The 25,950-nt window shown below is 62.6% G+C and carries 20 protein-coding genes; 9 read left to right on the top strand and 11 right to left on the bottom strand.

What is annotated here, in order from left to right:
* Positions 1–44 precede the first annotated feature (44 nt).
* The 5 genes from DN745_RS14335 (at position 45) to DN745_RS14315 (ending at position 5,501) form a co-directional block, all read left to right on the top strand.
* Entirely contained in the window at positions 45–1,109 is a 1,065-nt protein-coding gene (locus DN745_RS14335; RefSeq protein ID WP_204355002.1) for an AAA family ATPase, read from the top strand.
* A gap of 194 nt (positions 1,110–1,303) precedes the next feature.
* Positions 1,304–2,755, top strand: coding sequence for a hypothetical protein (locus DN745_RS14330; RefSeq protein WP_111335901.1), 1,452 nt, complete (start codon positions 1,304–1,306; stop codon positions 2,753–2,755).
* 110 nt (positions 2,756–2,865) lie between these two features.
* Positions 2,866–4,050, top strand: a complete 1,185-nt coding sequence (locus DN745_RS14325; protein ID WP_111335899.1) for an exo-beta-N-acetylmuramidase NamZ family protein — start codon at positions 2,866–2,868, stop codon at positions 4,048–4,050.
* Between the two features lie 21 nt (positions 4,051–4,071).
* Complete coding sequence (gene nadD / locus DN745_RS14320) at positions 4,072–4,647, top strand: nicotinate (nicotinamide) nucleotide adenylyltransferase (protein ID WP_111335897.1); 576 nt, start codon at positions 4,072–4,074, stop codon at positions 4,645–4,647.
* 17 nt (positions 4,648–4,664) lie between these two features.
* Positions 4,665–5,501, top strand: a complete 837-nt coding sequence (locus tag DN745_RS14315; RefSeq protein ID WP_111335896.1) for a Rossmann-like and DUF2520 domain-containing protein — start codon at positions 4,665–4,667, stop codon at positions 5,499–5,501.
* A gap of 102 nt (positions 5,502–5,603) precedes the next feature.
* On the opposite strand, the gene argS is transcribed toward DN745_RS14315, so the two are convergent.
* From argS to DN745_RS14295, 4 genes are all read right to left on the bottom strand, one after another.
* Positions 5,604–7,577 (bottom strand): arginine--tRNA ligase, encoded by a 1,974-nt coding sequence (argS, locus tag DN745_RS14310; protein ID WP_133622025.1) that lies wholly within the window; start codon positions 7,575–7,577, stop codon positions 5,604–5,606.
* Positions 7,578–7,754: 177 nt separating this feature from the next.
* Complete coding sequence (locus DN745_RS14305) at positions 7,755–8,885, bottom strand: hypothetical protein (protein WP_111335892.1); 1,131 nt, start codon at positions 8,883–8,885, stop codon at positions 7,755–7,757.
* A gap of 139 nt (positions 8,886–9,024) precedes the next feature.
* The gene (locus tag DN745_RS14300; RefSeq protein ID WP_111335890.1) at positions 9,025–10,848 is read right to left on the bottom strand and encodes a hypothetical protein; all 1,824 of its coding nucleotides are present in this window, start codon (positions 10,846–10,848) and stop codon (positions 9,025–9,027) included.
* A gap of 145 nt (positions 10,849–10,993) precedes the next feature.
* The gene (locus tag DN745_RS14295; RefSeq protein WP_133622026.1) at positions 10,994–11,206 is read right to left on the bottom strand and encodes a Flp family type IVb pilin; all 213 of its coding nucleotides are present in this window, start codon (positions 11,204–11,206) and stop codon (positions 10,994–10,996) included.
* A gap of 444 nt (positions 11,207–11,650) precedes the next feature.
* Between DN745_RS14295 and DN745_RS14290 the strand changes: the two genes are divergently transcribed.
* Entirely contained in the window at positions 11,651–13,165 is a 1,515-nt protein-coding gene (locus DN745_RS14290) for a hypothetical protein (protein WP_111335887.1), read from the top strand.
* A gap of 9 nt (positions 13,166–13,174) precedes the next feature.
* Positions 13,175–15,055: a sigma 54-interacting transcriptional regulator gene (locus tag DN745_RS14285; RefSeq protein ID WP_111335885.1), complete on the top strand. Its 1,881-nt coding sequence runs from the start codon at positions 13,175–13,177 to the stop codon at positions 15,053–15,055.
* Position 15,056: 1 nt separating this feature from the next.
* Here DN745_RS14285 and DN745_RS14280 read toward each other — a convergent pair whose 3' ends face one another.
* From DN745_RS14280 to rpsD, 3 genes are all read right to left on the bottom strand, one after another.
* Positions 15,057–15,839 (bottom strand): enoyl-CoA hydratase-related protein, encoded by a 783-nt coding sequence (locus DN745_RS14280; protein ID WP_111335884.1) that lies wholly within the window; start codon positions 15,837–15,839, stop codon positions 15,057–15,059.
* Positions 15,836–16,228: a hypothetical protein gene (locus DN745_RS14275; protein ID WP_111335882.1), complete on the bottom strand. Its 393-nt coding sequence runs from the start codon at positions 16,226–16,228 to the stop codon at positions 15,836–15,838. The genes DN745_RS14280 and DN745_RS14275 overlap by 4 nt, the downstream gene beginning before the upstream one ends.
* Positions 16,229–16,381: 153 nt before the next feature.
* Positions 16,382–16,993: a 30S ribosomal protein S4 gene (gene rpsD, locus DN745_RS14270; protein ID WP_111335880.1), complete on the bottom strand. Its 612-nt coding sequence runs from the start codon at positions 16,991–16,993 to the stop codon at positions 16,382–16,384.
* Between the two features lie 379 nt (positions 16,994–17,372).
* Between rpsD and DN745_RS14265 the strand changes: the two genes are divergently transcribed.
* A complete protein-coding gene (locus DN745_RS14265) occupies positions 17,373–19,034 on the top strand; it encodes a hypothetical protein (protein ID WP_133622027.1) in 1,662 nt (553 codons plus the stop codon).
* A gap of 131 nt (positions 19,035–19,165) precedes the next feature.
* On the opposite strand, the gene DN745_RS14260 is transcribed toward DN745_RS14265, so the two are convergent.
* The 4 genes from DN745_RS14260 to DN745_RS14245 all read right to left on the bottom strand — a co-directional run bounded on the left by DN745_RS14260 (position 19,166) and on the right by DN745_RS14245 (position 25,051).
* Entirely contained in the window at positions 19,166–22,258 is a 3,093-nt protein-coding gene (locus tag DN745_RS14260; protein WP_111335876.1) for an Ig-like domain-containing protein, read from the bottom strand.
* Positions 22,259–22,506: 248 nt separating this feature from the next.
* Positions 22,507–23,481 (bottom strand): electron transfer flavoprotein subunit alpha/FixB family protein, encoded by a 975-nt coding sequence (locus tag DN745_RS14255; RefSeq protein ID WP_111335874.1) that lies wholly within the window; start codon positions 23,479–23,481, stop codon positions 22,507–22,509.
* A 94-nt stretch (positions 23,482–23,575) separates the two neighbouring features.
* Positions 23,576–24,325 carry an electron transfer flavoprotein subunit beta/FixA family protein gene (locus DN745_RS14250; RefSeq protein WP_111335873.1) on the bottom strand — a complete coding sequence of 250 codons (750 nt, stop codon included), beginning with the start codon at positions 24,323–24,325 and terminating at the stop codon, positions 23,576–23,578.
* 75 nt (positions 24,326–24,400) lie between these two features.
* Positions 24,401–25,051, bottom strand: coding sequence for a TetR/AcrR family transcriptional regulator (locus tag DN745_RS14245; protein WP_111335871.1), 651 nt, complete (start codon positions 25,049–25,051; stop codon positions 24,401–24,403).
* A 394-nt stretch (positions 25,052–25,445) separates the two neighbouring features.
* On the opposite strand from DN745_RS14245, the gene DN745_RS14240 reads away from it, so the two are divergent.
* The gene (locus DN745_RS14240; protein WP_111335870.1) at positions 25,446–25,763 is read left to right on the top strand and encodes an HPF/RaiA family ribosome-associated protein; all 318 of its coding nucleotides are present in this window, start codon (positions 25,446–25,448) and stop codon (positions 25,761–25,763) included.
* Positions 25,764–25,950: the final 187 nt, after the last annotated feature.

The following is a 25,950-nucleotide window of genomic DNA, read 5'->3' as shown; positions in this document are numbered from 1 at the left end:
TGTCGACGGTCATGCTTTTTTAAGGATTATGGAGACATACCCGGATGGCTACGGCGCTCAAAGAATGCACGGTCTGTGAGAAGCAATTTTTGGTTAAATTTCGCTATCAGATCGAGCGAACCAAAGATGGAGTCGAATATTATTGCAGCAACCAATGCCGGCAGGATCAGACTGCCGAGCGCGGCCAGGTTCCGTGCAGTGGTTGCGGGCGAGATTTCGAGCCGAAATACGCATTCCAACAGGCAACGGTGGAGGGCAAAACCGTCCACTATTGCAGCATGGAGTGTCGAAAGCCGGCGGTGAACGATTATCGTCGACGCACGATTCAGGCCGAGCAGGGTCCGATGCGCATCGCGATTCTCAACCAGAAGGGCGGCACGGGTAAGACCACGACCACGGTCAACCTGGGCGCGGGGCTCGCCAAGCAGGGCCTGCGCGTGCTCATCATCGACGTCGACAGCCAGGGCCACGTGGGCGTGAGCCTGGGGGTGAGCGGCAAGAAGACGCTCTACCATGTGTTGGTGGAGGGCGCGGCGCTTGAGGAGTGCACGGTGTCGGCGCGGCCGAACCTGGATATATTGCCTGCCGACGACACGCTGGCCTCCGCCGAGATCTTTTTGGCGCGCCTGGACGAGGACCGCGACAAGATGCTCAGGAAGCGCCTGCTCGATGTCGGCGCCTACGATATCATCCTGCTCGACTGCGGCCCGAGTTTGTCGTTGCTCAATATGAACGCGCTGACCTTCGCCGACCACCTGATCGTGCCGGTGGCCTGCGACTTCTTGAGCCTGGTGGGCGTCAAGCAGGTCATGAAGACCCTGCGCAACGTCAACCGGGTCCTGCTGCACCCCATCAGCGTGATGGGCATTTTGCCGACCTTCTACGATATGCGCAATAAGATCAGCGACGAGGCGGTCAAGACCCTGCAGGGGCATTTCCACGACAAGGTCCTGCCGCCGGTGCGCGTCAACACCCGCCTTAAAGAAGCGCCCAGCGAGTCGAAGACCATCTTTGAGTACGCCCCGGAGAGCCGCGGCGCCAGCGACTATCGCCGCCTGGTCACCTGGGTGATCAAGCAGCAGGAGCAGCGACTCCAGGCGACCGCGTAGGCGCTTGATGCGCCAGCGGGGGATTTGCCCGAGGGGCATATTTTCTGGACCTGCATGTGAATTGACGGCATCGGGGGCGCCCGATAATATGCCCCTTCGTGATTGAGTCGATAAAGTGTTTATTTAGGATGCAGAAAAAACGGTGCACCCGTGCCGTACAACCCTGCAACTCCCTGCCACTAGGACGGTGAGCGATGTTTCGAGCAAAAATTATTCTCACATATTTCGTGCTCCTCTGTGTTCTGACCGGTGGCGCTTATTTCATCCTCAATGGCCAGATTCAGTCCTCGCTGGAGGAGAATGTTGAGGCGTCGATGCGCCGCTCGGCCACGGTGGCCCAGCATTCGCTGCGCCTCGATGAAGTCGCGCTGATCGCCAAAGCGCAATTCACCGCGCAGGGCGAGGAGCTCTATAGCACGATGCGCCTGACCAATAACGAGCTGCTCTATGAGCAACTCTTCGCTAAATACCCGGAGGCCAAGACCGCCGACGGTGTGCGCCATGTGGCGGTGTATGACGAGCCGCTCAAGGTCGACGAGCTGCGCATGACCGAGGCGGCGAAGTCCGCCGCGGCGACCCTTAACCAGGACCGCGACCTCTACGCGCGTGACCCTGCCGTGCCGGACATCTTCATGGTGCTCGACCAGAACGGAAAATCGGTCGCCGCCCTGGGGCGTGGCCGAAAGCGCTGGTGGGATACCAACGTCGCCAAGACTCATCCGACCGTGTTGAAGGCGGTGCAGGATAATCAGATTAAAACCGAGATCTGGACCTGGGCGTGGAATGAGACTGATTCGCCCGCGCTTTACCGCGTGGCGATCGTGCCGATTCGCCCGACCGCGTCGCAATCTGCGCGCGGCGTCGTGGTGGCGGGGACGCTTATTCATGACGGGTTGGCCAAAGAGTCGCAGAGCTTGCTCGCCGGCTTCGCTGCGCCCGGCGGTGAGGATACCAAATCGAGCGCTATCTCGGCGCCCGAATTTGCGTTCTTTCACGGCAATAAGATCGTCGCGTCGAGCCTGGCCAGCGCAGAGGAAGATGAGCTGAGCGCGGCGGCGTTCTCCGCTCAAAATCTGCTCGAGTCGGACTCCCCCGACGCGGTGCGCACGTTGGAATTCGGCGGCAAATCCTATTTGGCGATGGCGCGATTCTTCGGCAATCAATTCGGCGTGGCCGAGCAGCCGGCTGGATTTATCGTGCTGAGTCCGCTGTCGGACGCGAAGACCCCCGTCGCTCAGGCGACCACGAATTTCCTCGCGCTGGCCGTGGCAATCCTGGTGGTTGGCATCATCCTTATACTCTTCTTCATCCAGGCATCGCGCAAGCCGCTCACGGATATCGAGAACGGGTTGGGCGAAATCCTGGCCGGAAACAAAGACTACGCGTTCGCCACGGAGAGCAAGGACGAGACGTATCTGAGCATCATCCAGGGCCTCAACCTGATGAGCGCGTATTTGCAGGGTAAGCCCATGCCCGACGACCCGAACGCCCACGGCGATTGGGGCGAGCTAATGGTCGAAAATGACACCAGCAGCGCGAAGGCCGCGCCTGGCAAGGTCACCGGCGTCGCGTTGCCCGGCATGGGCAGAGCGCCCAAGCCCAGCAGCGCGGATGCGCCCAAAGAGCCCAGCGATGATCAGGGCTGAGTCGCCGGCCTAAATCTGCTATATCAAAGACGCCCCCAACCGACGCGATACGCGACGCTTGGGGGCCTATTTTCATGTCCATCCGTCGCATTTAGAGCGGGAGCTATAAGTTGAAAATTCGCGTAGAAACCGGCCTCGACCAATTACTCGCCGACCGCGCACGCATCAGCCGTCTGGCCGGCGCGCGCGTCGGCCTGCTCGCCAACCCCACCACCGTCGACCACACGCTGGAGCACGCCATCGACGCGCTCGCCGCCCGCGGGGTTGAGCTTAAGCGCCTCTTTGGGCCCGAGCACGGCGTGCGCGCCGAGGCCCAGGATATGGAGAGCGTCTCCGAGACCCGCGACCCCATCAGCGGCATCCCCACGGTGAGCCTATACGGCTCGACCTTCGAGAGCCTACAGCCCAGCGCCGAAGACCTGGCCGACCTGGATATCGTCATCGCCGACATCCAAGATATCGGCTCCCGCTATTATACCTACGCCTACACCATCGGGCTGATGATGCAGGCCTGCGGCGAGGCCGGCGTCGAGGTCTGGGTGCTCGACCGGCCCAACCCCATCACCGGCGTCGGGATGGAGGGCAATATCGTGCGCGACGAGATGCGCTCCTTCGTCGGCATGCAGCCGCTGATGACCCGCCACGGGATGACGCTGGGCGAGTTGGCGCATTTCTTCGCGAAATATTGCTGCTGGGAGTGCGAGTACGAGGTCATCGAGATGAAGGGGTGGCGCCGCGAGATGTGGTTCGACGAGACCGGCCTTCCCTGGGTGATGCCGAGCCCGAATATGCCGACGCTCGACACCGCGATTGTGTATCCCGGCCAGTGCATCCTCGAGGGGACGACCCTGAGCGAGGCGCGCGGGACGACGCGGCCCTTCGAGCTCTTCGGGGCTCCGGGGCTCGACGCGGTGCGCCTTCGCGAGCGCATGATGGCGTTCAATTTGCCCGGCGTTGAGTACCGCCTGGCGTCCTTTCGCCCGATGTTCCAGAAGCACGCGAACGCGACCTGCGCGGGGCTCCAGATTCACGTCACCGACCGCGATGTGTTCGAGAGCGTGGCCATGTCCTACGCGATTATCAGCGCGCTGCTCGAGCAGCCCGGGGTCATGGAGTGGCGCACCAAGGCCTATGAGTTTGTCGACGATATCCTGGCCATCGACCTGCTGATTGGCGACGTGGCGCGGCGCGAGGCGCTTGAGGCCGGCCAGAATCCGGTCGAGGTGGCCAACGCCGAAGATCCGATGCGCGAGGAGTTTTTGGCGCGCCGCGAGAGCTGCCTTCTATATAAATAACGCCGCGACCGGATTGGATCTATGGACGTTGGACGCAAAAAAATCGGGCTCTTCGGCGGCAGCTTCAACCCGCCGCATATTTGCCACACCTTGACGACGGTCTGGGCGATGCAGACCCACCGCCTCGACGAGGTCTGGTGGGTGCCGACCTATCAGCACGCCTTCGACAAGGCGCTGGCCTCCTTCGAGCATCGCATCCGCATGTGCCAGCTCGCGCTCGGGCATATCGAGGGCGTGTCCATCTGCCAGATTGAGCGTGACCTGGGCGGCGAGAGCCGCACCATCGACACCGTCCAGGCGTTGAATGAGCGCTATCCGAAGCACGATTATTCGCTGATCGTCGGGAGCGATATTTTGGGCGAGGCCGACCGCTGGAAGAATTGGGATGGCCTGATGGAGTTGGTCGATTTGATCGTCATCGGGCGCGCCGGGCACACCGGCGACGCGCACCCGAAGAGCACCGAATTTCGGCTGCCCAACGTCAGCTCGACGCGCGTTCGCGAGCAGCTACGCGAAGAGAATTACGATGATCTTCGCTTCTGGCTCTCGCGCGATGTCCTCGAGTATGTGCGCCTGCACGAAATCTATAAGCCATAATAAACGACAGCAATACCATGAATTCGTTGAAGAAACGCTGGGCGATCGTCGGCGCTGGGCGGGTCGGGATTACGCTCGGCCTGCTGGCCACCTCCCTGGGGATCCCGGTGGATGCGACTTGGAACCGAAGCTCCGAGGCCGCGCGCCGCGCATCGGAGTTGGTCCACCCGGAGCACACCTATCACGCGTCGCTGGGCCAGGTTGCCAGTCGGATCGTCGCGCACGCGGACGTTATCTGGCTCACCGTCGTCGACGCCGAAATCGCCGCGGCGGCCGAGGCGCTCGCCCCCTATCTGGTCGACGACCAGATCGTCCTGCATACCGCGGGGAGCCTGAGCTCGCAGCTTTTGCGCGACGCCGGCATCCCCGGGCCGGTGGGCTCGCTGCATCCGCTGCAGGCTATCACCGACCCGGCTCAGGCGCTTAACATGCTGAGTAAATGCGCCTGGTCGCTTGAGGGCGACGCGCCGGCGCTCGAATTCGCGCGCGCGCTGATGGGCGCCATCGGCGTGACGCCGGTTGAGATCGATTCGGAAAATAAGCTGCTCTACCATGCCTCGGCCGTCACCACGGCGAATCTGCTGGTGGCGCTGATGGACGCGGCCTTCGCGATGGCCGAGCAGGCCGGCATCAGCCGTGCCCAGGCGCGCCAGATGATGCTGCCGCTCGCGCGCTCCTGCGTCGAGAACCTTGAGCGCCAGGACACCGCCGACGCCCTGAGCGGCCCGGCCGCCCGGGGCGATCAGGCGACCATCGACCGGCACCTCGAAGCCCTTCAGGGGCTCGAAGACCCGCAATTAGCGCAGATCTACGAGGTTCTGACCACCCGGGCCCTGCGGCTGGCCGCGAAGTGATTTTGGGCCTATTCAAGCCTCGCCAGACGATCGAAAACGCCCGCTATCTGACTCCATAGGGAGCAGATAGCGGGCATTTTTTCGTTTAGGCTGCGGCGAGGATTACATCTCCTCGAGGGTCTCGATGCCCAACAGATTCAGGCCCTTTTGCAGGGTCTGTGCGACGGCCTGGGCGAGGTAGAGCAGGGCGTCGCGGCGCTGTGCGTCCTCGATATCGACGATCTTATGGGCGTCGTCGTTATAGAGCGTGCTAAAGGACTTGCACAGGCGGAAGAGGTATTCGCTGATCTTGCTCGGGTCGAGGTCGGCCGCCGAGCGGGCGGCGAGCGTCGGCCAATCCTGAAGGTGACGGATGAGCGCGAACTCCAGGTCGGTCTGCAGGGCGCGCAGGCAGGCGTCGCGCGCCTCGCCGGTGTGCGCCGGCCAGCCGCCCATCTTGCGCCCGATCGACTGGATGCGCGCGTAGCTATAGAGGCAATACGGGCCGGTGCGTCCCTGGAAGTCGATGGACTTTTTGGGGTCGAAGCTCACCGTCGTGCGCGGGTTGAAGTCCAGGATATAGAACTTCAGCGCGGCCATGCCGATGATGCGCGCGCGCTCCTTGAGGTCTTCGGGGCTGAGCTCCGGCCAGCGTTCCTGGACGGCCTCGTTGGCCAGCGCCTCCATCTGGTCCATGAGGTCGTCGGCGTCGACGACTTTGCCCTCGCGGCTCTTCATCTTGCCCTCGGGCAGCTCAACCATGCCGTAGGAGAGGTGGTAGAGGCGCCCGGCCAGCTCGGGTTTGAGCAGGGCGAGGACCTTGAAGAGGACCTGGAAATGGTATTCCTGCTCGTTGCCGACGACATAGACCATATTGTCGAGGTTATAGGTCTCGAAGCGCTTGAGCGCGGTGCCGATATCCTGGGTCATATAGACGCTGGTGCCGTCGCTGCGCAGCAGGACTTTTTTAGCCTGCGCCTGGCCTGAGAGGCCGAGCTTCTCCAGGTCGGCGACGATCGCGCCGTCTTCGAGTTGCTCCAAGAGCCCCTCTTTGAGGGCGTCGAGGACGATATCCTTGCCGAATTTATAGGTCTGCGATTCGTAATAGGTGTGGTCGAACTCGATGCCCAGGCGCTCATAGGTCTCGTCGAAGCCCTTGAACACCCAGGCGTTCATCATCTTCCACAGCGCCATGGTGTCGGCGTCGCCGGCCTCCCAGCGCAGCAGCATCGCGCGGGCGTCGCCGCCGAGTGCGCTGTCCTGGTTAAAATACGCGTCCTTATAGGCGCTGGCGAATTGGGCGCGGCGCTCCTCGGGCGTGGGTTGGGTCTTCGCCTTGGGGTCGACGGGGTGCTCGGCCTGCCAGGTCTCGAAGCGCGCGTCCGACGCGGGTGACTCAAGCCAGGCCGCGTATTCTTTGGCGAGCTCCTGGCTAAAGCGCACGTAATATTTGCCCACCAGGTGGTCGCCTTTGATGCCCGAGCTCTCCGGGGTCTCGCCGTCGCCCCATTTTTGGTAGGCGAGCATCGACTTGCAGATATGAATGCCGCGGTCGTTGATCAGGTTGACGCGGGTGACTTTATGGCCGGCCCAGCGGGTGATCTGGGCGACGCTATAGCCGAGCAGGTCGTTTCGCACGTGGCCCAGGTGCTGGGGCTTATTGGTATTTGGCGCCGAATATTCGAAGGCCCAATGCTCGGGCGAGGCGGTGGTGTCGGCGCCGAATTTCTGGTCATCAAGCGCCTCGCTCAGGACCAATTCGGCGAGCGCGGCGCGGTCGAAGAAGAGGTTGGCGTAGGGGCCGACCGGGCGGACTTCGGCGATGAGCTGGCCGAGCGGGGTGTCTTTGAGCGAGCCCTCGATGACCGTGCGCAGGGATTCAACGAGGTCCTCGGCGATCATCGGCGGGGCCTTGCGGAAGTGGCGCGCCAGGCTAAAGCAGGGAATGCCGCGGTCGCCCATCTCGGGCTGCGGGGGCGTCTCGAGGTTGACCGCTGCGATGAGCTCCTCGGGGACGTCGAGCGCGCGCAACGCCTGGGATTTTAGGGAGTTGATTTTGGCGTCGATATCCTGGATGCGCATAATATATGCCTTCAAAAATTTACGTTGAAATGATGGGTGATAGGGGCGCGAAGCGGTGGGGAAGGCCAACGCGAAACGCCCGACGACCGCTACCGATGGGTAGGATCGTCGGGCGTTATCGCACTCCCTTTCGCTGTGTTCAAGACGCCACGCAAAAGTCGCGTAAAATCTTGAGTTCAGCCGGCCCGGGAATCAGGGGCAAAGGGCGTCAACATCGGTGCAGCTTCCGTTGACGCAGCGGTTGGTGCGGCACATGCCGTCTTCGGTGCAGGCGGCGCCGGGGCCGCCAAGCTCCGCGCATTCCCCCTGTGCGGAGCAGTAGAGGCCGGACTGGCAGCCGACGAAATTGCAGCTCTCGCCGACGCCGGCGGCCTCGGCGCAGGTGCCCGCCAGGCAGATGAGGTCGAAGCTGCACAGCTTATCGCTGAAGTTGCAGGCTTGGCCGGCCTGAAGGCCGGAGGTGACCGCCGCGCAGGTGCCGGATTGGCAGGTCGCGTTGGCGCGGCAGACCTTGGTGTTGTCGCAGGGCTCCCCGATATCGGGGCGGCTCATGCAGATGTCGTTGGAGCCGCTGCAATATTGGTCGGCGCGGCAGGTTTTATCGCCGCATTGTCCGGCCGAAGCGAGTCCCGCGTCGACGCAGGTGCCGGTGCAGGTCGCAGCCTCGTCCTGGCGCTCACAGATCTGGTGACCTTCGCATTGAGCGTCCATGGTGCAGGAGGCGTTCTCTGCCAGCGACCCGCTCCAGGCGGAATAGCAGGTGGCGACCTCATCGACGTAGTTTTCGTCGAAGATGCGATCGAGTCCGTCACAGCTGGCCGAGGCGATGCTCGGCAGGCAGGTCGCGGCGTCGCAGGAGTTCAGCCGCAGGGTGCCGTTGGTGGCGGCAGCGCGAGCTTGCTCGACGCTGATGCTGCCGGCCAGGATGCTCTCCTTGCAATTGTCGACGCTGGTCCAGTCGAGGAAGGACACGTAGAGCGCAAGCTTGGGGTTATCCTGGCACTCGAAGACGCGCTCGCAGAGCGCCTGCGCGTAGTTCTCGGCGAAGGCGGCTGCCTCGGCCGGAGTGGTCTGCAGGCAGGGGTCGGTCGTCGTATCCGGGTCGCCCGCGTCCTCCTCGCCAGTGGTGTCCGGGTCGCCCGCGTCGGGGGTGCCGGTGTCTTTATCGCCGCCGCCGCCGGTATCCTTCTTATTGTTGGTCGGCTGGTTGTTGCTGGTGCCAACGATTTGGGAGTTATCTCCGCAGGCCGCCAGCGCGACGGCGGCGATGAATAGGAGGCTGAGGATCAGTCGGTTTCGCAGGCAATAGCGGGAAATTTGCATAATTCACTCGTTCGATAAAAATAGTTGCGATGGAAGCCCAGGTCGCTTCTATGGCTGATAAAAATGGATGCTAAAAACAGTACGGGCGCAGCATTTTACTGCAGCGCCCGTACTCGTTCATTCAGTCAACTGCGCCAAATTATTTGACGGTATACTCGAACTCAACAGCCTTGCCTTTGAAGGGCGGGTTGGCGACGGCGTCGTGAATATTGCCACCTTCGGTGGTGATCACGCCGTTGCTCTCGATCTCGACTTCGAAGTCGCCACCTTTGCCGGCGTCGATGCGGCTCTTATGGTGCACGACGCGGATGGTGTAGACGCCGGGGGGAACCGGGGCGTCCGAGAAGATGCTCTCGACATACGGGCCGTTGCCCACGCATTTGGTGGTGCAATTGGGGAAGTCATAGACCAGGCCGTCGTCGGAGGCGTTTCCGGCGAAGTTCTCCCAGTCGACGACTTCGCCGGCGGGGGAGACGACCTCAAGGTCGATATCGGTGTCGTCGAACCAGGCGACCGAGAAGCGGGTCGGGCCGTCGTGGACGCAGGTGTTGCGGTAGCAGCTGGTGCCGGTTTTGCAATCGTCGTCTTCGGCGCACATCTGGCCTTCATGGCCAGCGCCGGTGCCGAAGGACGGCACGACATACTCAGGGTCGCAGATGCCCGGCAGGTTGAGCTGCTCGTTACGAATGAGCCAGTCTTTGTCGTAGAAATTCCAATTCGACGGCGAACTCATCAGCGGAATCTTAAAGCCCATCAGGTTGGCGCTGGTCACAGCACCCGAGGCTTTACCGGCCGCGTTGATGTTGAAGTACGTGGGGCATGCGCCGGTGGTCGCGTTGATCTTCTGCGAGAAGTCGGCGGTGATATTGGCCGGCTCCACCTTCAAGTCGCCCGAAACGGTGTTGGAGAGGTTGACGGTCAGCTCGGTGTTGAGCTTAAGCTGAGCGACGAAGTTCTTCTCGCCTTGAAAGTCCGGTCCGTAGCCCTGGACCGACATGCCGTGGCCCCAATAGCCTTTCCAACGACGGCCTTTTTTCTCGACGCCGCCGCTCAAGGTACCGTTGGCCTTGACCTCGCCGGTCGCCGACAGGGTGCCGTCGAGATCTGCTTTGACCTTCAGGGTCGATTTGGCGCCGAATTGAATCTGCGCCAGGCCAGCCACATCGAAGGATTTGATGGGCTTGGTCATCAGCGCGCCGTCGGCCGGGTTGGTCGAGAAGAGCGTGTAGGTTTCGTCGAGGTGATACTCGTCGGCCGACTCCAGGCGCACGCGCAGCGTCGCGGTGGCGGTGCCGTTGGAGCCGATGCGCACGCTCTTGAGCGGCGAGCTGCTCATCTCGAGCTGGGCGTAAATCTCGCCGCCGAGGTCGAAGTCAACGCTGGCTTCTTCGACGATGAGATAATCGCCCGGGATGCGGCTATTGAGGTCGGAGGCGAAGTCTCTATTCCAATCATAGAGGCTGCCGTCCCAACCAACCGGGTCTTCGAGCAGGCCGCCGATCATGCCACCGAAATCAAACGCGCGGGTGGACATGCCGTTTTCGTCGGTGCGGAAGCTCTCCGGCACCGGCAGGTTCGCTTCGGCGTGCTTGGCGATGAAGATCTCACCCTCGGCGAAGACATCGCTAAGCTCGGCGCCGCTCGTGGTGACGACGATGCTGTCGCCGGTGCGCTCGACACTCTCGACGCGACGAATCAGGCCCTCGCCTGCCGCGGTCGCCATGATATCGCCGACCTTATATTGGGCGACCAGCTGCTCGGCTTCCAGGGGGAAGAGCACGCGCTTTTCTTCGAGGACAGCCACGGCGGCGGCGCGGTCATCGAGGCGTTTGACGTTGTTATAGACCCGGATATTTCGGGTGTATTGGGTGTCCGCGAGCGCGTAGGTGTTGGTCGTCGCTTCTTGTTGAACACCATCGGTGTCATTTGGACCCTCGTCACCGCCGCAACTGGCAGCAAACATGAGTCCAGACGCCATCGCTGCGAGTAACATTTTTCGTGCAATCAAATTATCTCGAAGACGCATTTTCTCTCCAGTTCAAAAAAAGGGGGGCGGTGTTTAAACCACGGGGTGCAATTAACAATCAAAATTTAAGCGTGCGACCCATTTAAAATGTAACGTCTTTCGTTACTTTCTCATCGGCCGCTTTGTATTTCTGGCTCACGGTCGTGCCGAAAACTTTGACGATCGCGATGACAAAGCAGGCGATCAGGATGAGCAGGATGATATACTCGGTAGAGGTCGCGGCATAGGTATCTTCGTGAAACGCCTTAAGCCGTTTTCGCAATGAAGTGAGGTGGGTGTTCGTTGAGATATTCATTGTGTCCTTGCCGGGATTAGGCAGAATGAAACATTCATTCATCGGGGCTTCAAATTTGCGCAACCGCGCTGAGGATACCAAAACATATGCGCCGCATCAAATAGAGGCGACGGGCGTATTCCCCCAAAAATACAATTATTCTGGTTGGTAGCGAGCCCTGTGGCAGGGGACGGCGTTTTTTTATCCAGTGCGGGGTGAAAATATATAAGTGCACCTGGGCAAACCGATGCGATCTGGGAAGAACACTGGGGATCTGATAGTTTCGCCGGTGTGTTTTATACGAGCATCAGGCCCCTACATTTTAAGAGACGGTAGCGGTCTCAGCGGCGTCCGATTCGAGGGTGCCGCCGGGACGTCGGGCCTGGCCAGGAGCAAAGATCGAGTGGTGCGAATATTCCAAAAAGCGCGGCGTTTATGACACAGGGAACTTCGTCCGTTGTAGTAATGCCGGGAGATTGGGATGGGGCGGTTGAGGAGTTGGCGCGCAAGATGATGCCCGTCACGCGGCGAGCGCCGGCGCAGGTTGTTCCGCTGTTGGCGCGGGGTCCGATGACGATCGAGGCGGATCTGAGCCAGGGGGAGGCCGAGCGGCTCCAGGAGCGCCTGCGCGCGCTCGGCGTGCCCGCGCGCATCGTAAATGCCGGTGATGAGGGCGAGCCGCTTCCCACGCGCGAGGCCCCAAAGAAGCGCACATCGACGTCGCTCGGGCTCCCCGGAAAGAAACCCGCGGCGGCGCAGCCGAAGCTTCCCATCCCGGCGCCTCCCGCGCCAAAGAAGCGCTCGAGCACCGTCGCCGGCAGCCCGCTAGCGCTCAGCGCCCCGGAGGCTTCGCCCTCGGTCGCTCCCGTCGTTGACGATGATGACGGCGACGATGAGAACGGATGGGGGCGAGTGTTCGCCGAGGCGGATGATCTTGAGATTCCCGAGTTATTCCAGCCGCCTAGCGCCTCGTCCTCTGCGCCGGTATCGCCTGAGTCCGACTCGAGCGAGGCCGACTCGAGCGAGGCGCTGCCCGGCGCGTTTGGCGCCGAGCCGGCGCCGCCCGAGATCATGTCTAGAGACGCGCACACTACGTCAACCCCGCGCCCGGCCGATCCCCCGCCGAAACCACCCGCGTCCCCTGGCGGATGGGGCGTGCTCCGCGCGCCTGAACCGAAGCTCAACGCGGCCCGGGGCTTCGACGCGACGCAGATGAGCGACGCCCTGCGCGGCAACGAAGCCCCGCCTTATGCGCCCGATGGTTTCGATGATCGCGTCGAGCATATCCCGGCGCTTGCCGCGTTGCTCAGCGCGCTCGCCCCGGGGGCGGGCCAGATCTATAACGGTGAGGAGGAGCGCGTCGGCTCCATTTGCAAGAAGGCGATCTTAATCAAGCCCTGGGTCGAGAGCGTCGGCCAGGCGCGCGAGCAGGGCGAGAAGATCAGCGAGTATTGGGCGCCGTGGCCGAAGCCGGGCGCGCTGAAGCGGGCGCTGCAGCATCTGGCGGTCTGCTGGGTCTTGGCTGCGCTGGTCTTTGGTGGCCTTGGGTGGGCGGGTGTGGCGGCCTTTCGGGTGGTTACCGAGCCGGAGGTGCCCACGATTGCCGAGATCGACCCGGCGCCGGCGCTTGGGCGCGCCCACGAACTCGTGAGCCAGGCCGGCCAGCAGGCGGCCGCGGAGCAAGCGGCCCAGGCGCAGCGCGAGCGCGAGAAGCGCTTCACCATGTCCGACGCGGAGCGCGCCGAGCGACTGTTTCGTCAGGGCTATAGCTATTGTACCGCCGGGCGCTATCGTACCTGTGCCAGCGCCATGAAGCGGGTCAGTGAGTTGAGCCCGAAGCTGCGGCGCAAGGCGTTTCGCCTGCAGGCGTGGGCCGAGATTCGCCAGTCGAGCGACCGTGACGCGCCGATGCCCGATGTGGGGCCGGTTGAGTCTCTGTCGGAATATGAAATGATGATGCTTTCTAGCGAACCTGAGTGAAAAGGCGCGATGATGACCATTCGATTTCGTACGATTTGCCACGACACGACCCGTGAGTTTGCCTTCGACCGCAAGTCGATCTCGGTGGGGCGCGCGCCGTTCAATGATGTCGCCCTGACTGGGTGTGCCATCGCCGAGGTGCATGGTGACCTCGAGATTCATGAGGGGGACGCGCTTGTCTTTCGGGCGCGCGCCAGCTCGGAGGCGACGCGGGTCATGCGTGACGGGGAGTGCACGCAGTCGAGCGATGGGGTCGAGGAGCAGGTCTTTCATATCCGCCCGGGCGACGCGATCTGGTTGGGGGAGTCGCCGGCGGTTCGCCTGGAGGTGCTCGGGTTGGACAAGGTGCAGGGGCGCGCGTGGACGCGCTATCCCATCAATCCGCGCGCCGAGCGCGGGCTCTCGGCCGAGGGTGGGCGGTTGTTCTTCCGGGTGAGCCGGGCGCTCGCCCAGGCGCCGAGCATCGAGAATTTCCTGAGGAGCGCGGCCTATTTCACTCACGCAAGCCTCGGGGTATTGCCCAAGCGGGTGGACCTCGCCGTGCCGATCGAGGCGGTGGCCTGGCACGCTGAAGACTTCCGCCTCGACGCGATTTCGCTGGCCGAAAACGCGGGTGATGACGTGACCCCGGTCATGGAGTCCGTGCTGGGGGCCTACCGGCGGCGGCGCGAGTCGCTGGAGATCTTTCGCGCCCAGAATTCCGAAATCTTAAGCGAGCTTAAGTCTTTGGATTCATTTGTTATTTTGGAACTCTCTGAGGTGGAGCCCGAGCCGCTCGATTTACCCTTTGGTGCCAACCCCTTTGAGGCGGATGAGTACGACTCCGAGGCGTTCGACTCCGAGGCGTTTGACAGCGACCCTTATGACTCACAGCCCTATGACACCGACTACGCCGAGCCCGCGCGCTACCAGGTGTTGATCCCCTGCGCGTTGCGCGGAGAGTTGGGCGCGGTGCTAAGCCTTTATTTTGTCGACTCACCGACGGGGCCGGATTCCGAGGCGACTGAGGGCGCCCTGGCCAACCTGATCGGCCAGCTTGAGCCGCTCGCCGCCGCGGTGCTCGACGCGCATCATCGGGTGCGCCGCGGCCAGGCCGTGTTGGAAGAGAACCGCTATTGGCGCGAGCGCCAGCGCCGCCACCACTTCTATAAGGATTTTATCGCCGAGAGTGACGCGGCGCGTGAGGTCTATGAGAAGGTCAATGAATGCGTGAGCCACGACGAGCCGGTGCTCTTGCTCGGCGAGGCGGGCAGCGGCAAGGCGCTGATCGCCCGGGCGATTCATCACCTGAGCCCGCGCAAAGACGCGATGCTCACCGCGATCAACTGCCGCAGCCTGAAGGGCGATGACCTGGACTTCGAGCTCTTCGGAAGCGCGAATAACCAGTTGACCGGTGACACGGATGCGCGCACCGGGATCTTCGAGTTGGCCGAGGGTGGGACGGTGTTTTTGGAGGAGATCGACCGGCTCTCGCTCCTGTTGCAGGGAAAGATCCTGCGGATGCTGCGCGAGTCGGAGGTGCGCCGCACCGGCGAGGCGGCCGCGCGCCCGGTGAATGTGCGGTTGATCGCGAGCACGCATCGGGACCTGCGCAAACGCGTTGAGGCCGGGCATTTCCGCCGCGACCTCTATATGGTGCTGTCGAAATTCCCGCTGACGATGCCGTCTTTGCGCGAGCGCCCCGAAGACATCCTGCCGCTGGCGCGCACCTTTTTGAGCACCTACCGGCGGCGCTACGGCCGCGCGGCCCAGCGCTTCTCGAGCGACGTGGAGGCGATCTTTATGGCGCACGCCTGGCGGGGCAATGTGCGTGAGCTGAAGTCGGTGATCGAGGCGGCGGTGCTTCAATCCGACGGCGATGTCATCGAAGTGAAGCACTTGGGCCTGTGACCTAGCCCTTGTCGAGGCTGGCGAGCAGGCGCTCGACGGCGGCGTCGTGCTCGTCGGTGCGTTGCACGCAGCCTTGCAGGGCGGCGGTGAGCTGCAGGGAGGTCTCGAGGTCGCGGTCCACGCAGCGGTAGAGCGCGGCCTTGGCCATCTTGATGGCCTTGGGCGGCAGCGCGGCGATCTGGGCGGCCTTGGCCTGGGCGCGCTGCATGACCTCCGCGGGCTCGCAGATCTCGTGGACAAGATCGATGCGCAGGGCCTCCTCGGCGTCAAAGATACGCGCGGTGAGGATCAGCTCGACGGCGCGTGAGAATCCGACCACTCGGGGCAAAAGATACGCGCCGCCGTCGCCGGGGATCAGCCCGACGTTGGCAAAGGTCGAGCCGAATTTTGCGCGCCGGCTGGCGACCCGGATGTCGCACATCAAGCTGAGGTCCAGTCCCGCGCCGATCGCGTGCCCGTTGATCGCGGCGATCACGGGTTTTTCGAAATGATTGAAGCGCCGCGGGATGCTCTGCAGGCCGCGGATATAATTATCGCGCAGCTCCACCGAGTCGCCCGAGAACATGCCCTCGCGGTCGCGCATCTTCTTGAGGTCGCCGCCTGCGCAAAACGCCGGCCCGGCGCCGGTGAGGAGCACCACGCGCACCTGCGGGTCGTGCTCGGCGCGGTCAAGCGCGTCGATGAGGCCGGTGACCATCGCGTCGGAGTAGGCGTTTCGGGCGTCGGGACGATTCAGGGTGATCGTGGCGATCGCTGCGTCCACATTATAGAGAATATCGCTCATTGGGCGGCTCCGCTGGGGTCGGCGTCGTCGGGGGTTTGGGTATCTGGGGCTTCGGACGCATCGGCGTCATCGACGGTGTCGCGATCGTCGGTGAGGCCGGCGTCGGGCGCCGCAGGTGGCGGGGCGACCGGCATCGCTTCGTCATCAGCATCGTCTTCGTCATCGTCGTCGGGCGCGTCCCCGTCCATGCTCGAAGAGGCGAGGACCAGGCTGTCGATATCGGCCGCGTGGGTTCCCCTGGCGGCGGCTTCGGCGACCTGTTGGCCGCTCTTAAGCTCTTGTTTGTCGGCCTCGGCGCGATTCGCCCGCTCTGGTGCGCAGGCGCTGAGCAGGGCGAGGGCGATGAATACGACCCAGATTTGACGGGTACGAGAAGACGCTTGGAGCATGCGGGATCCTAGGGGCCGAGGCGAATATCAGCGAATCAAAAGTCGAAATAAAAACACAAAAAAAACCGCGGCGAAGTTGAGCTTCACCGCGGTTTTCATCTTTGCAACTCGGGTTGTCTTTGACAACCCGAGCGTCTTTTTCAGGCGCAGCTCTTACAGACGCGGCGAGTAGTACTCGACAACGAGCGACTCGTCGACCTGGAAGGGGATGTCTTCGCGGCCCGGGACCTGGTCCATGGTGGCCGTCTTGGTGTTCTCGTCGACCGTAAGGTAGGCCGGGTGGCGCAGCGAGGGGCTGGCGACCGATGCTTCGACCGAGCTGAGCGACTGGCTCTTGGCGCGCAGCGAAACTTTCATGCCAGGCTTCACGCGGAAGCTGGGACGGTCGACTTTGCGATCGTTAACTTCGACGTGTCCGTGGACGACGAGCTGACGTGCGGCCGGGATGGTCGAGGCGAGGCCAGCGCGGAAGACGATATTGTCGAGGCGCTGCTCAAGCAGACGAAGGAGCATCAGGCCAGCGGGCTCACGCGAAGCCTGGGCTTCGACGAAGAGGTTACGCAGCTGCTGCTCATTGAGGCCGTAGTTGAAGCGCAACTTCTGCTTGGCGTAGAGCTGCTTCTTGAACTCGCTGAAGCGCTGACGGCCTTGGCCGTGATCGCCCGGCGGATACGGACGACGGTCGGCGATTTTACGAGTCAGGCCCGGGAGGTCGGTTCCCAGACGGCGGATAATACGAAGGCGAGGGCCGGTATAACGTGCCATAAGCGTTGTTCTCTCAGAAGCCAGGGTAAAGTCTATTCGGCGCGCTCATTGCTGCTGACGAACTGGTTGGGTCGTCAAACTGAATTCGAGCGCGCACTCAAGCGTAAAAAGCATCGATGGATTCAAAATTCATGGGTGCCCACTCAGGGATGAGCCCGAGTCGACATCAAGCGGCATTATCTTGCACACCCGTCAATTGATTGCAAGTCGAGTTTTAGTCCTCGGCCGACCCCGGTTTCGATATCTGCTGGAATGTCGCGGGCGGGTCGCATAGTTTAAGACTGCGTTGACATTAATAGAGCGCGCGATCCGCGTGGATAGGCGCGTGAGATGATGCGATGATTATTTTTTCGAACTTTTTTAATTGGTCTCAATTTTTATGTCCGAACGACCCGAATCACATGACGAGAAGATCGTCGACGCCGAGAATACTGACGCCTCGGAGCCCCAGGAGGGCGCGCTGTGGTGGGGCGTGTCGGGGCTGGTGTGGGCGCTGGCGCTGAGCTTCGTGCTGCATTTGCTCGGCGTTTTGCCCGTGATCCTCGGCAATTTTGGGCCCAGGGTCGAGGGATTTGACGTCGAGTGGGTGGCGAAGATGGATGAGCTGCGCGCCCTCGGCCACGGTCGCGAGGCCGAGCGTTGGGCTCAATTAGAGGGGCCGGTGCAGCCCAGCGAGACCGAAGAGAGCGAGGATCTTGAGGATCCAGAAGAACCCGAGGCGATCGAGCCCGACGATGCGGTCGAAGACGCCCCGCCGGAGCCCGAAGAAGAGGTTGTCGAGAAGATCGACCCTGCGCCTAAGCCGAAGGTTGAGCCCAAAAAGGAGGCGCCCAAAGAGGCCATCGCCGCGAAAAAAGAACCCAAAAAGGATCCGCCCCCCAAAAAGACCGCGTCGAAGGGCTCGACCTTTGACCCGAAGAAGCCGCTCCCTGGCGTCGAGCGCGGCGGGCCGAGCGATATCCCGAGCCTGCGCAATTATGGCCCGGGCAACGCGGCGGTCACCGCGCTTGTGCGCCTGGATCGGGTGCGCGGCACGCTCTACGAAGACGGCGTGCGCCAGATCATGAAGAAGGTCCCGGATTTTCGGATCCTCGCCGGGCATACCGGGTTGGACCCGATCGACGATCTCGACAGCTTCTTTATGGCCTCGGCGCGCCCCCAATATATTCAGGAGTCGTTTTTGGCGGTGCGTCACTCGATGAGCGAGTCGCAGATTAAGGGCGTGCTGGACCGGCGTTTTCGCGAGCAGATCCCGTGGCAACAATCCGGCGGCGCCCCGATGCGCCCGCTGGTGTCGGCTCAGAGCGGGTATCAGGACCCGCGCCGCGTGCTGCTAGCGCGCCCGGGGCTCGCGGTGGTCGGCAAGGATAAGTGGCTCGATGAGATTACGCAGAACCTCGCCGCGGATTCGCCGCTTCGCGCCCAGGAAGATAAGTCCGCCGCGCCTGCCAACGCCTCGATGCTCGACGGCCTGGCCCAGATCGAGCGGGTGGCCGACGGCGATGACACCCTGGTTTTGATGAGCGCCCAGGGCCTGGTCGATATGATTCCGGGGCTTGGGCGGATGCGCTTTGAGGCCGTGAGCCTCAAGGTCTCCAGCCCGGCTTCGCCCACCGCCAACGCGGACCTGAAATTCAAAGACGCGGTCGAGGCCGAGCGTTTCGCGAATTCCTGTCCGAACCTCAAGCGGCGCCTGAAGACGGCGCTCGGCCTGGACGGCATCGCCGGGGTCGCGGCGCGCGCGATGGGGATCGGCAACCTGATCGATAAGGTCAAATGCCGCGCGGAGGGCGAGTATGTGAACGTGAACCTGGTCCTCACCGCTCAGCAATTACGCACCCTGGCCGGCTTCGCCGCGCCGATGATGCCGAACCCACGTGTGTTGAGCCGGCTGCCGCCGCCGCCCTTGCCGCCGGCGCCGGCCGAGTCCGATGCGGGTGTCGAAGGCGACGCAAAGAGCGAAGGTGACGCGGGTTTGGAGGCGGTTGAGGCCGACGCTGGGGAGGCGAAGAAGACCGATGCGGGGCTCGTTGGTGAGTGAGTTCCGAGGGGGCTGAGGCGCCTCGGTGAAGATAGTTTGAGAAGACACAAAAAAGCGCCGCCCGACGGAGTCGGGCGGCGCTTTTGTTTTAGTGCTTATCCGCGGGTGCGGATGAGCGGGGTGCTAGGTGCTCAGGGTGCGCAGCCTTCGGTGGGGGGGACGCCCAGGCCGCTGGCGGTGTTGTTGGGGAGTTGACTATAGAAATCCGATACTGTGAACGTGCCTACACCCATCCACGGCGTGAAATTGCAGCGGTCAAAGGTTTTGTCCGCATACGCGTTATTCTGATTTCCGAGTTCACCAAAGACATCAATGATGGTGTCGGTGGCGGACTGATAATCACCGTCCGGAGTGCCGCCATCTTTGAAGAGAATGATGCGGTCGTCACCATTGAACGCTATCGTTCCGGTTTCAACATCGCAACTCGCTTTAATTTCTGCGTTCGCGGAGTTGTTGCACAGAACAAGCGTATCATTAACGGCGAGGGTTCCGCTGAGGTTATATTTCTGCTGACAGCCATTAGCGATGCTTTTTTCATTCTGCTCAAGGCAATAGTGGTAATCCGTGAGATCAACCGGGGTGGTGCCGCAGTTGTAGAATTCAACGGCTTTGTTATTGCTCGAACCCTCAACATACTCCGAAATAATCAGACAATCCGTTGCTGGCGCAGCCGGGGTCACGGTGATGACGACGCTGTCGCTATCGCTGAGCGAGCCGGAGTCGGTGACGGTCAGGGTGAGGGTGTAGTCGCCGGTGGCCGTCGGCTCGAAGACCGGGTCGGCGATCGAGGCGTCGCTGAGCTGCGCGATGTCGGTGGAGGGGCTGGATGCCTCGATGGTCCAGGCATAGGTCAGCGCGGTGCCGAGGAGGTCATCTTCGGGGTCCGTGCCGCTGCCGGCCAGGGTGATGGTGCCACCCAACTCAAGGGTGTCATCGGCGCCCGCGTTGGCGGTCGGTGCGGTGTTGGTGACCGCCGGCGCGACCGTAATCGTCACCGAGTCGCTGCTGACATTGCTGTCGGAGTCGGTGGCGGTCAGGGTGAGGATATACACGCCGGATTGGGCCGGGGTGAAGACCGCGGTTAAGCTGCTCGGGTCATCGAGCTGCGTGGAATCGGTGTTGGGACCGGCGATGGTCCAGGCGATGGTCAGCGCGGTGCTGGAAGCGTCGTCTTCGACGTCCGTGGCGCTGCCAGCCAGGGTGTGTGAGCCGCCCATCGTGATGCTGGCGTCGGCACCTGCGTCGACGACCGGAGCGTTGCCCGCCTCGACCGTGACCGTGACGCTCGCCGTGTCGGTCGCGCCGTTGCTGTCGGTGACGGTGACTTCGAAGACATAATCACCAGCGACCGTCGGGGTGAAGGTCGGCATCGCCGTATTCGCGTCGCTGAGGGTGTCGGCGCCGGCGCTCGGGTCCGTGGTGATGGCCCAGGCGAATTCGAGATCGCCAAAGGCGGTCTCTTCGTCGGTCGACGCGCTGGCGTCGAGGGTCACTGCGGTGTTGACGTCCACGGTCTGCGCGGCGCCAGCGTCGGCGACGGGCGCGTTGTTCGCGCTCACCGGGCGCACGTTGATGGTGACCGAGGCGGTGTCGAAGGCGCCGTTGCTATCGGTGACCGTGAGGTCGACGATATAGGTGCCGCTATCCGAGGGCGTGAAGGACGGCGTCGGGCTGCTCGGGTCGAGCATAGTGGCGGCGTCGCCGTTCGGGTCGGCGCTGAATACCCAAGCGTAGCTGAGCGGGGTGCCCGCAGCGTCGTCCTCGAGGTCGGTCGAGCCGGCGCCGTCGAGGTAGACGGTCACGCCAGCCTGGCCGAATGACGTCTGGCTGACGTTCGCAGCCTGAGCGACCGGCGCGGCGTTGGCCGTAATCGTCACGGTCGCGGTGTCGGTCTCGCCGCCGTCGTTCTCGACGGTCAGCTTGACGACATAATCACCGGCGGTATCCGGGTCGAAGGTCGCCTGCACACCGGTGCTATTGTCGAGCAGCGTGCTGGAGCCGCCGGGGACGCTGGTGAGCTCCCAGGTGAAGGTGAGCGCGCGGCCGTCCGGGTCGCTGCTGGTGCTTGCGTCCACGGTGACCGTCTCGCCGAGGTTCACGACGCGGTCGGCGCCAGCGTCGGCGACGGGCGGCTGAACAACGGCCGGCTCGGTGACCGTGACTTCGATGGTCTCGGTCACGCCGCCGATGGTGACGGTGATATTGGCGGTGCCTGCGGCGACGCCGGTGACCAGGCCGTCTTCGTCGACGGTGGCGACTGTTTCGTCGTCGCTTGAGTAGGTCGCGTCGCGGTCGAGCAATTCATTGCTATCGGCGTCAAACGGGGTCGCGGTGAGCTGAAGGGTTGCGCCTTCTTCCACCGAGAAGGTCTGGTCGCCGTCGGGGTTCGTGACCACGATGGAGTCGACCGGGACCTGCAAAATGGTGACGGTGGCGGTGGCGTCGACGCCCTCGGCGCTGACCGTGACGGTTGCGGTATTGGCGGCGACGTCATAGGCGCCGGCGGTCAGAAGACCGTTCTCGTCGATGCTCGCGGCGCTGGTCGGGTCGACCGACCACACGAAGGTGGCGTCGGGGAGCTCGGCGTCTTCGTCATCGTAGGCGGTGGCGCTGAATTGCAGCGTCTCGCCCTCAAGCACGTCGGCGGTGACCGGGTCGATCTCGACGCGGGCGACCGATGCCTCGACGACCGTGATGGTCGAGGTGGCGCTGAGGTTCGGGTTGAAGTCCGAGGTCACGCGCACAACGACTTCGCCCAGCGCGACGCCGGTGACGGCGCCGTTGGCGTCGACCGTGGCGATGCTCGCGTCGGAGGAGGTCCAGGTGAACTCTTCGTCGGGCAGCTCGTTGCCGTCTTTGTCCAGCGCGGTGACCGTCAATTGGACCGTGCGGCCGGGGGCGACGTCGGCGGCGCCCGGGCTCAGCTGAACGCTGGCAATTTGCGGGGTGACGTCGGTGTCGGAGTCGACCGTGTCTTCTTCGACGTCTTCGCTGATATCGTTGCCGACATCATCCGGGGTGACATCCTCGTCGCCGGCGTCGAGATCGCTCGAGTCGGGCACGCAGACGCCGTCGGAGGAGCAGACTTCGCCGTGGAAGCAATCCTGCTCGGTCTCACATTTTTGGTCGTTAAACTCTGCCGAACAACCCGTAAAGACCAGTCCCAATAACAGGCTCGCGCACCAGATCGTCGCGGTCCTTTTTCCTAATTGCCATGCCTTCATACGCTGCACTCCCAGTTGATTTACGAATGACCGCCGAAGCGTTCGTGGACTATTTCGCGCGGCCTCCGAGGGGCGCCGCTGCGATAATCTTGCGATAAAATTGCGTCGGGTGGCCCGCGGTGGGGGCCCGAATTGGGTAAACTCATAGCAGATATATAGAAAAATGCTAATGCCCACAAAGATCCACAAAAAAAGCGGGAGCACCGAAGTGCTCCCGCTTTTAAAATATGCTCAACGACTCAAGCGGCTCAGCTGCCAACGCCGAGGGCTTTGAGCTTCTCGGTCAGCGCCGGGACCGCCTCGAAGGCGTCGGCGACCAGGCCGTAATCGGCGACCTGGAAGATGGGCGCGTCCGCGTCGGTGTTGATGGCGACGATGGTCTTGGAGCCCTTCATGCCCGAGAGATGCTGAATCGCACCGCTGATGGCCACGGCGACGTACAGGTTCGGCGCGACGACCTTACCGGTCTGACCGATCTGGGTCTCGGTGGGCGAGTAACCGCTGTCGACGGCCGCGCGGCTTGCGCCGACAGCACCGCCGAAGAGGTCGGCCATAACTTCGAGCATCTCGAAGGCGTCGGCGGATTTGAGTCCACGTCCACCGGCGATGACGACGTCGGCGTCGGTCAGCTCGGGGCGCTCGCTCTTGACCAGGTCAAGGGAGACCGACTCGACGTCGGCGCGGGCTTCGCCCAGCTCGACGGTCTCAACCGGGGCGCTTGCGCCGGTCTGAGCGTCGTCGAAGTCGGTGGTGCGCACGCCCACGACTTTCTTGGGCGTGGTGACCTCGACGGTCTCCAGGACGCTACCCGAGAGCATGGGGCGCTGGAATTTGAGCCCGCCGTCGTTGCTCACTTTGATCGCGTTGGTGACCATGCCGGCCTCCAGCGTAGCGGCGACGCGCGGCAGGTAGTCGGCGCCCTGGGCGCTCGACGGGCCGGCGATGACTTCGGCGTCGACCTGCTCGGCGACCTTGGCGATCACCGGGGCAAAACCCTCCGCCGTATAAGCTGCGAGGGCGCCAGATTTGGCGTAGATGACCTTGGCGATGCCGGCGTATTGCGCGACTTCGTTGGCGACAGCGTCTGCCGAGTCACCCAGCACGAGCACATAGAGCTCGCCGCCGAGAAGTCCGGCGGTTTCGGCGCCAAAGGTGATCGTTGGAAGGGTGACCTTGCGAAGCTCCCCAGCTTGATGTTCGGCGACAACGAGTACGTTGGCCATGGAACACTCCTTATGTGTGGATTCGCCCGAATTCGATTCGAGCGAAAAAAGTCGTTGAAATAAAATCGTCCGAAATTAATTCGAAGTCAGAAAATTAAAATGCCTTCGCTTCGTTCTTAAGCTTGTCGAGAAGCTCGTCGAGGTCGGCGACGATCATACCGGCGGCGCGCTCGGGCGGCAGCTCGTATTTGACCGTCTTGACTTTGACCGCGATGTCCACGCCGAGCTCGTCGGGCGTGATGGTCTCGACCGGCTTGCGCTTGGCCTTCATGATGCCCGGAAGGCTTGCGTAGCGCGGCTCGTTGAGGCGCTCGGTGGCGGTGATGACGGCCGGAAGCTGCACGCGTTTGGTGTTGGTTCCGCCGTCGATCTCGCGGCCAACCGTCGCCCAACCGTCGGCGATCTCGACGTTGAACGCGTCGGTGGCCTGTGGGTAGTCGAGGTAGGTCGCCAAGAGCTGAGCGGTCTGGTTGCGGTCGGTGTCCAGCGACAGCTTGCCCATCATGATGACGTCGGGCTCTTCGCGCTTGACGACTTCGGCCAGCAGGCGCGCCACGGCGTCGCTGTCGAGGTCCGCGTCGGTCTCGACGATGATGGCGCGGTCGGCGCCCACGGCCAGGCCGGCTTTGCGAAGCTCGTTGACCGAGTCCGGCGAGCCCACCGAAACCACGACGACTTCGCCGCCATGCTTCTCTTTTTGCAGCAGAGCTTCTTCGACGCCCCACTCGTCCATCTGGTTATAGGTATATTCGGCGCCGGCGGTCTCCAAGGACGTTCCGTCTTCCGAGATTTTGATCTTCATATCCGGGTCTGCAACCCGCTTGATCGTCGCGAGAATCTTCACGATTATCCTCCTGTGGTAGGTTCAAACAATGAGTGAGTTCATCTATTTGATAGATGCAGAGTGAAAAAGGGTTTGTCAGTCAGCGCTGCTCGCCGGGCGCTCTAAGAGCCCCGCCACCAGGACCGAGGCCACCTGCGAGGCTTTGTCCTCGACCTCGGCGGCGTCGGCCTTTGATAGGGTGAGCTGCAATAGGACCTCATCAAGCGCGCCGAAGCACGCTCGGCTGATCAGTCGCGGGTCAACATCCCGGCGAAAGATTCCGCTCGCCTGACCATCTTCGATCAGCGTTTGGAAGATCTTTAGGTAATCACCAAATTTGGGATTCTTATATTCTTTGACGAATTTCGAGCTCTGACGCAGCTCGATGGTGATAAACTCTGCCAGCTTCGGCTCTTCGACCGCCAACCGACAATGAATCATGACCATATGGCGAAACTTCGCCAGCACGTCGTCGCCGAACTTCTTGAGGTCCGCGGTCAGCCGCTCGATGATCCACTCCATGCGGTCCTCGAATAGGGAGATCAGCAGATCATCCTTATTCTTGAAATACAGGTAAATGGTGCCATCGGCGACCCCCGCCTCCTGGGCGATCTCAGAGACCTTGGTATTATAGAATCCCTTGAGCGCAAAGGCTTTGAGCGCCCCGTCCAGGATGCGCTTTCGCTTGTCACTGCGTTTTTTTTGCGCGTGAGTCATAATCGCCTGCTCAGCATTATTCGTTCGCATTCAGCGGCTTCTTAGGGAGACTCAAGGCCTTTTTTGAAGGCTGAATGAATCCCCATTCATTTATTAGCACGGGTTGTATCAGAGTCAAGTGGTTTGGGCGTTTGGCGGGGCGGGGTGGTTGTTTTCGCTGCGCTTCGCGGGCACGCGGCCCCCCTTCTGTCGCTTCGCGACATCTTCCCCAGAGGGGAAGATCTACTGTTGCGCTACCGGGGCCTGCGCAGCAGGCGGAGGGGGGCCGTTGCGGACCGGCGAGGCGCCGCGAAAAACGCGAACCCAGACACCGCGAAAAGCTGCGCCCCCCACCTTGCCTATCACCCTCCCGCGCTTAGACTCTCCCCCGACGAATGCGGGTCCAAGAAGCAATTCATCCCACTGTTGCGCGAGGAAGTGCTAAATGAAGATTCTGGTGAATACCGACAGCAGCGTGAAGGGCGACGAGCGTCTCGTGGAGGTTATGCAGGGCATCGTCGAAGACGCCCTGCGCCATTTTAGCGAGGAGATTACCCGGGTTGAGGTGCACCTGCAGGACGAGAACGGCCCGAAGCAGGGCGCCGACGACAAGCGCTGCACGATGGAGGCGCGGGTCAAGGGTATGCAGCCGACCGCGGTGACCCACCACGCGGCCAAGCTCGATGATGCGGCTATGGGCGCGGCCGAGCGTCTGCGCAGCGCGCTCGATACCAAGCTCGGAAAGCGCAGCGAACAGCGCTGAGTCGATGGGCGTTTGCGCGCACGAAAACGGCCCGCTCCCTTTGGGGGGCGGGCTGTTTTCTATTGACGCGCGGCTCCGGCGCGAATCGCTTGCGACGCACCTGAGTACTCCCTAGGCTGTGGTTGAGTGGAGAGATTGTGAGGGTGAATCGCCATTTTGGGATGGTGTGAGAAAGCTGAGAGATAGA

It is taken from the genome of Bradymonas sediminis, from assembly GCF_003258315.1.
In the GTDB taxonomy this organism is placed as follows: Bacteria; Myxococcota_A; Bradymonadia; order Bradymonadales; family Bradymonadaceae; genus Bradymonas; species Bradymonas sediminis.
Note: the sequence above shows the minus strand (reverse complement) of the source record. Positions and strands in the feature narration are given on the sequence as shown.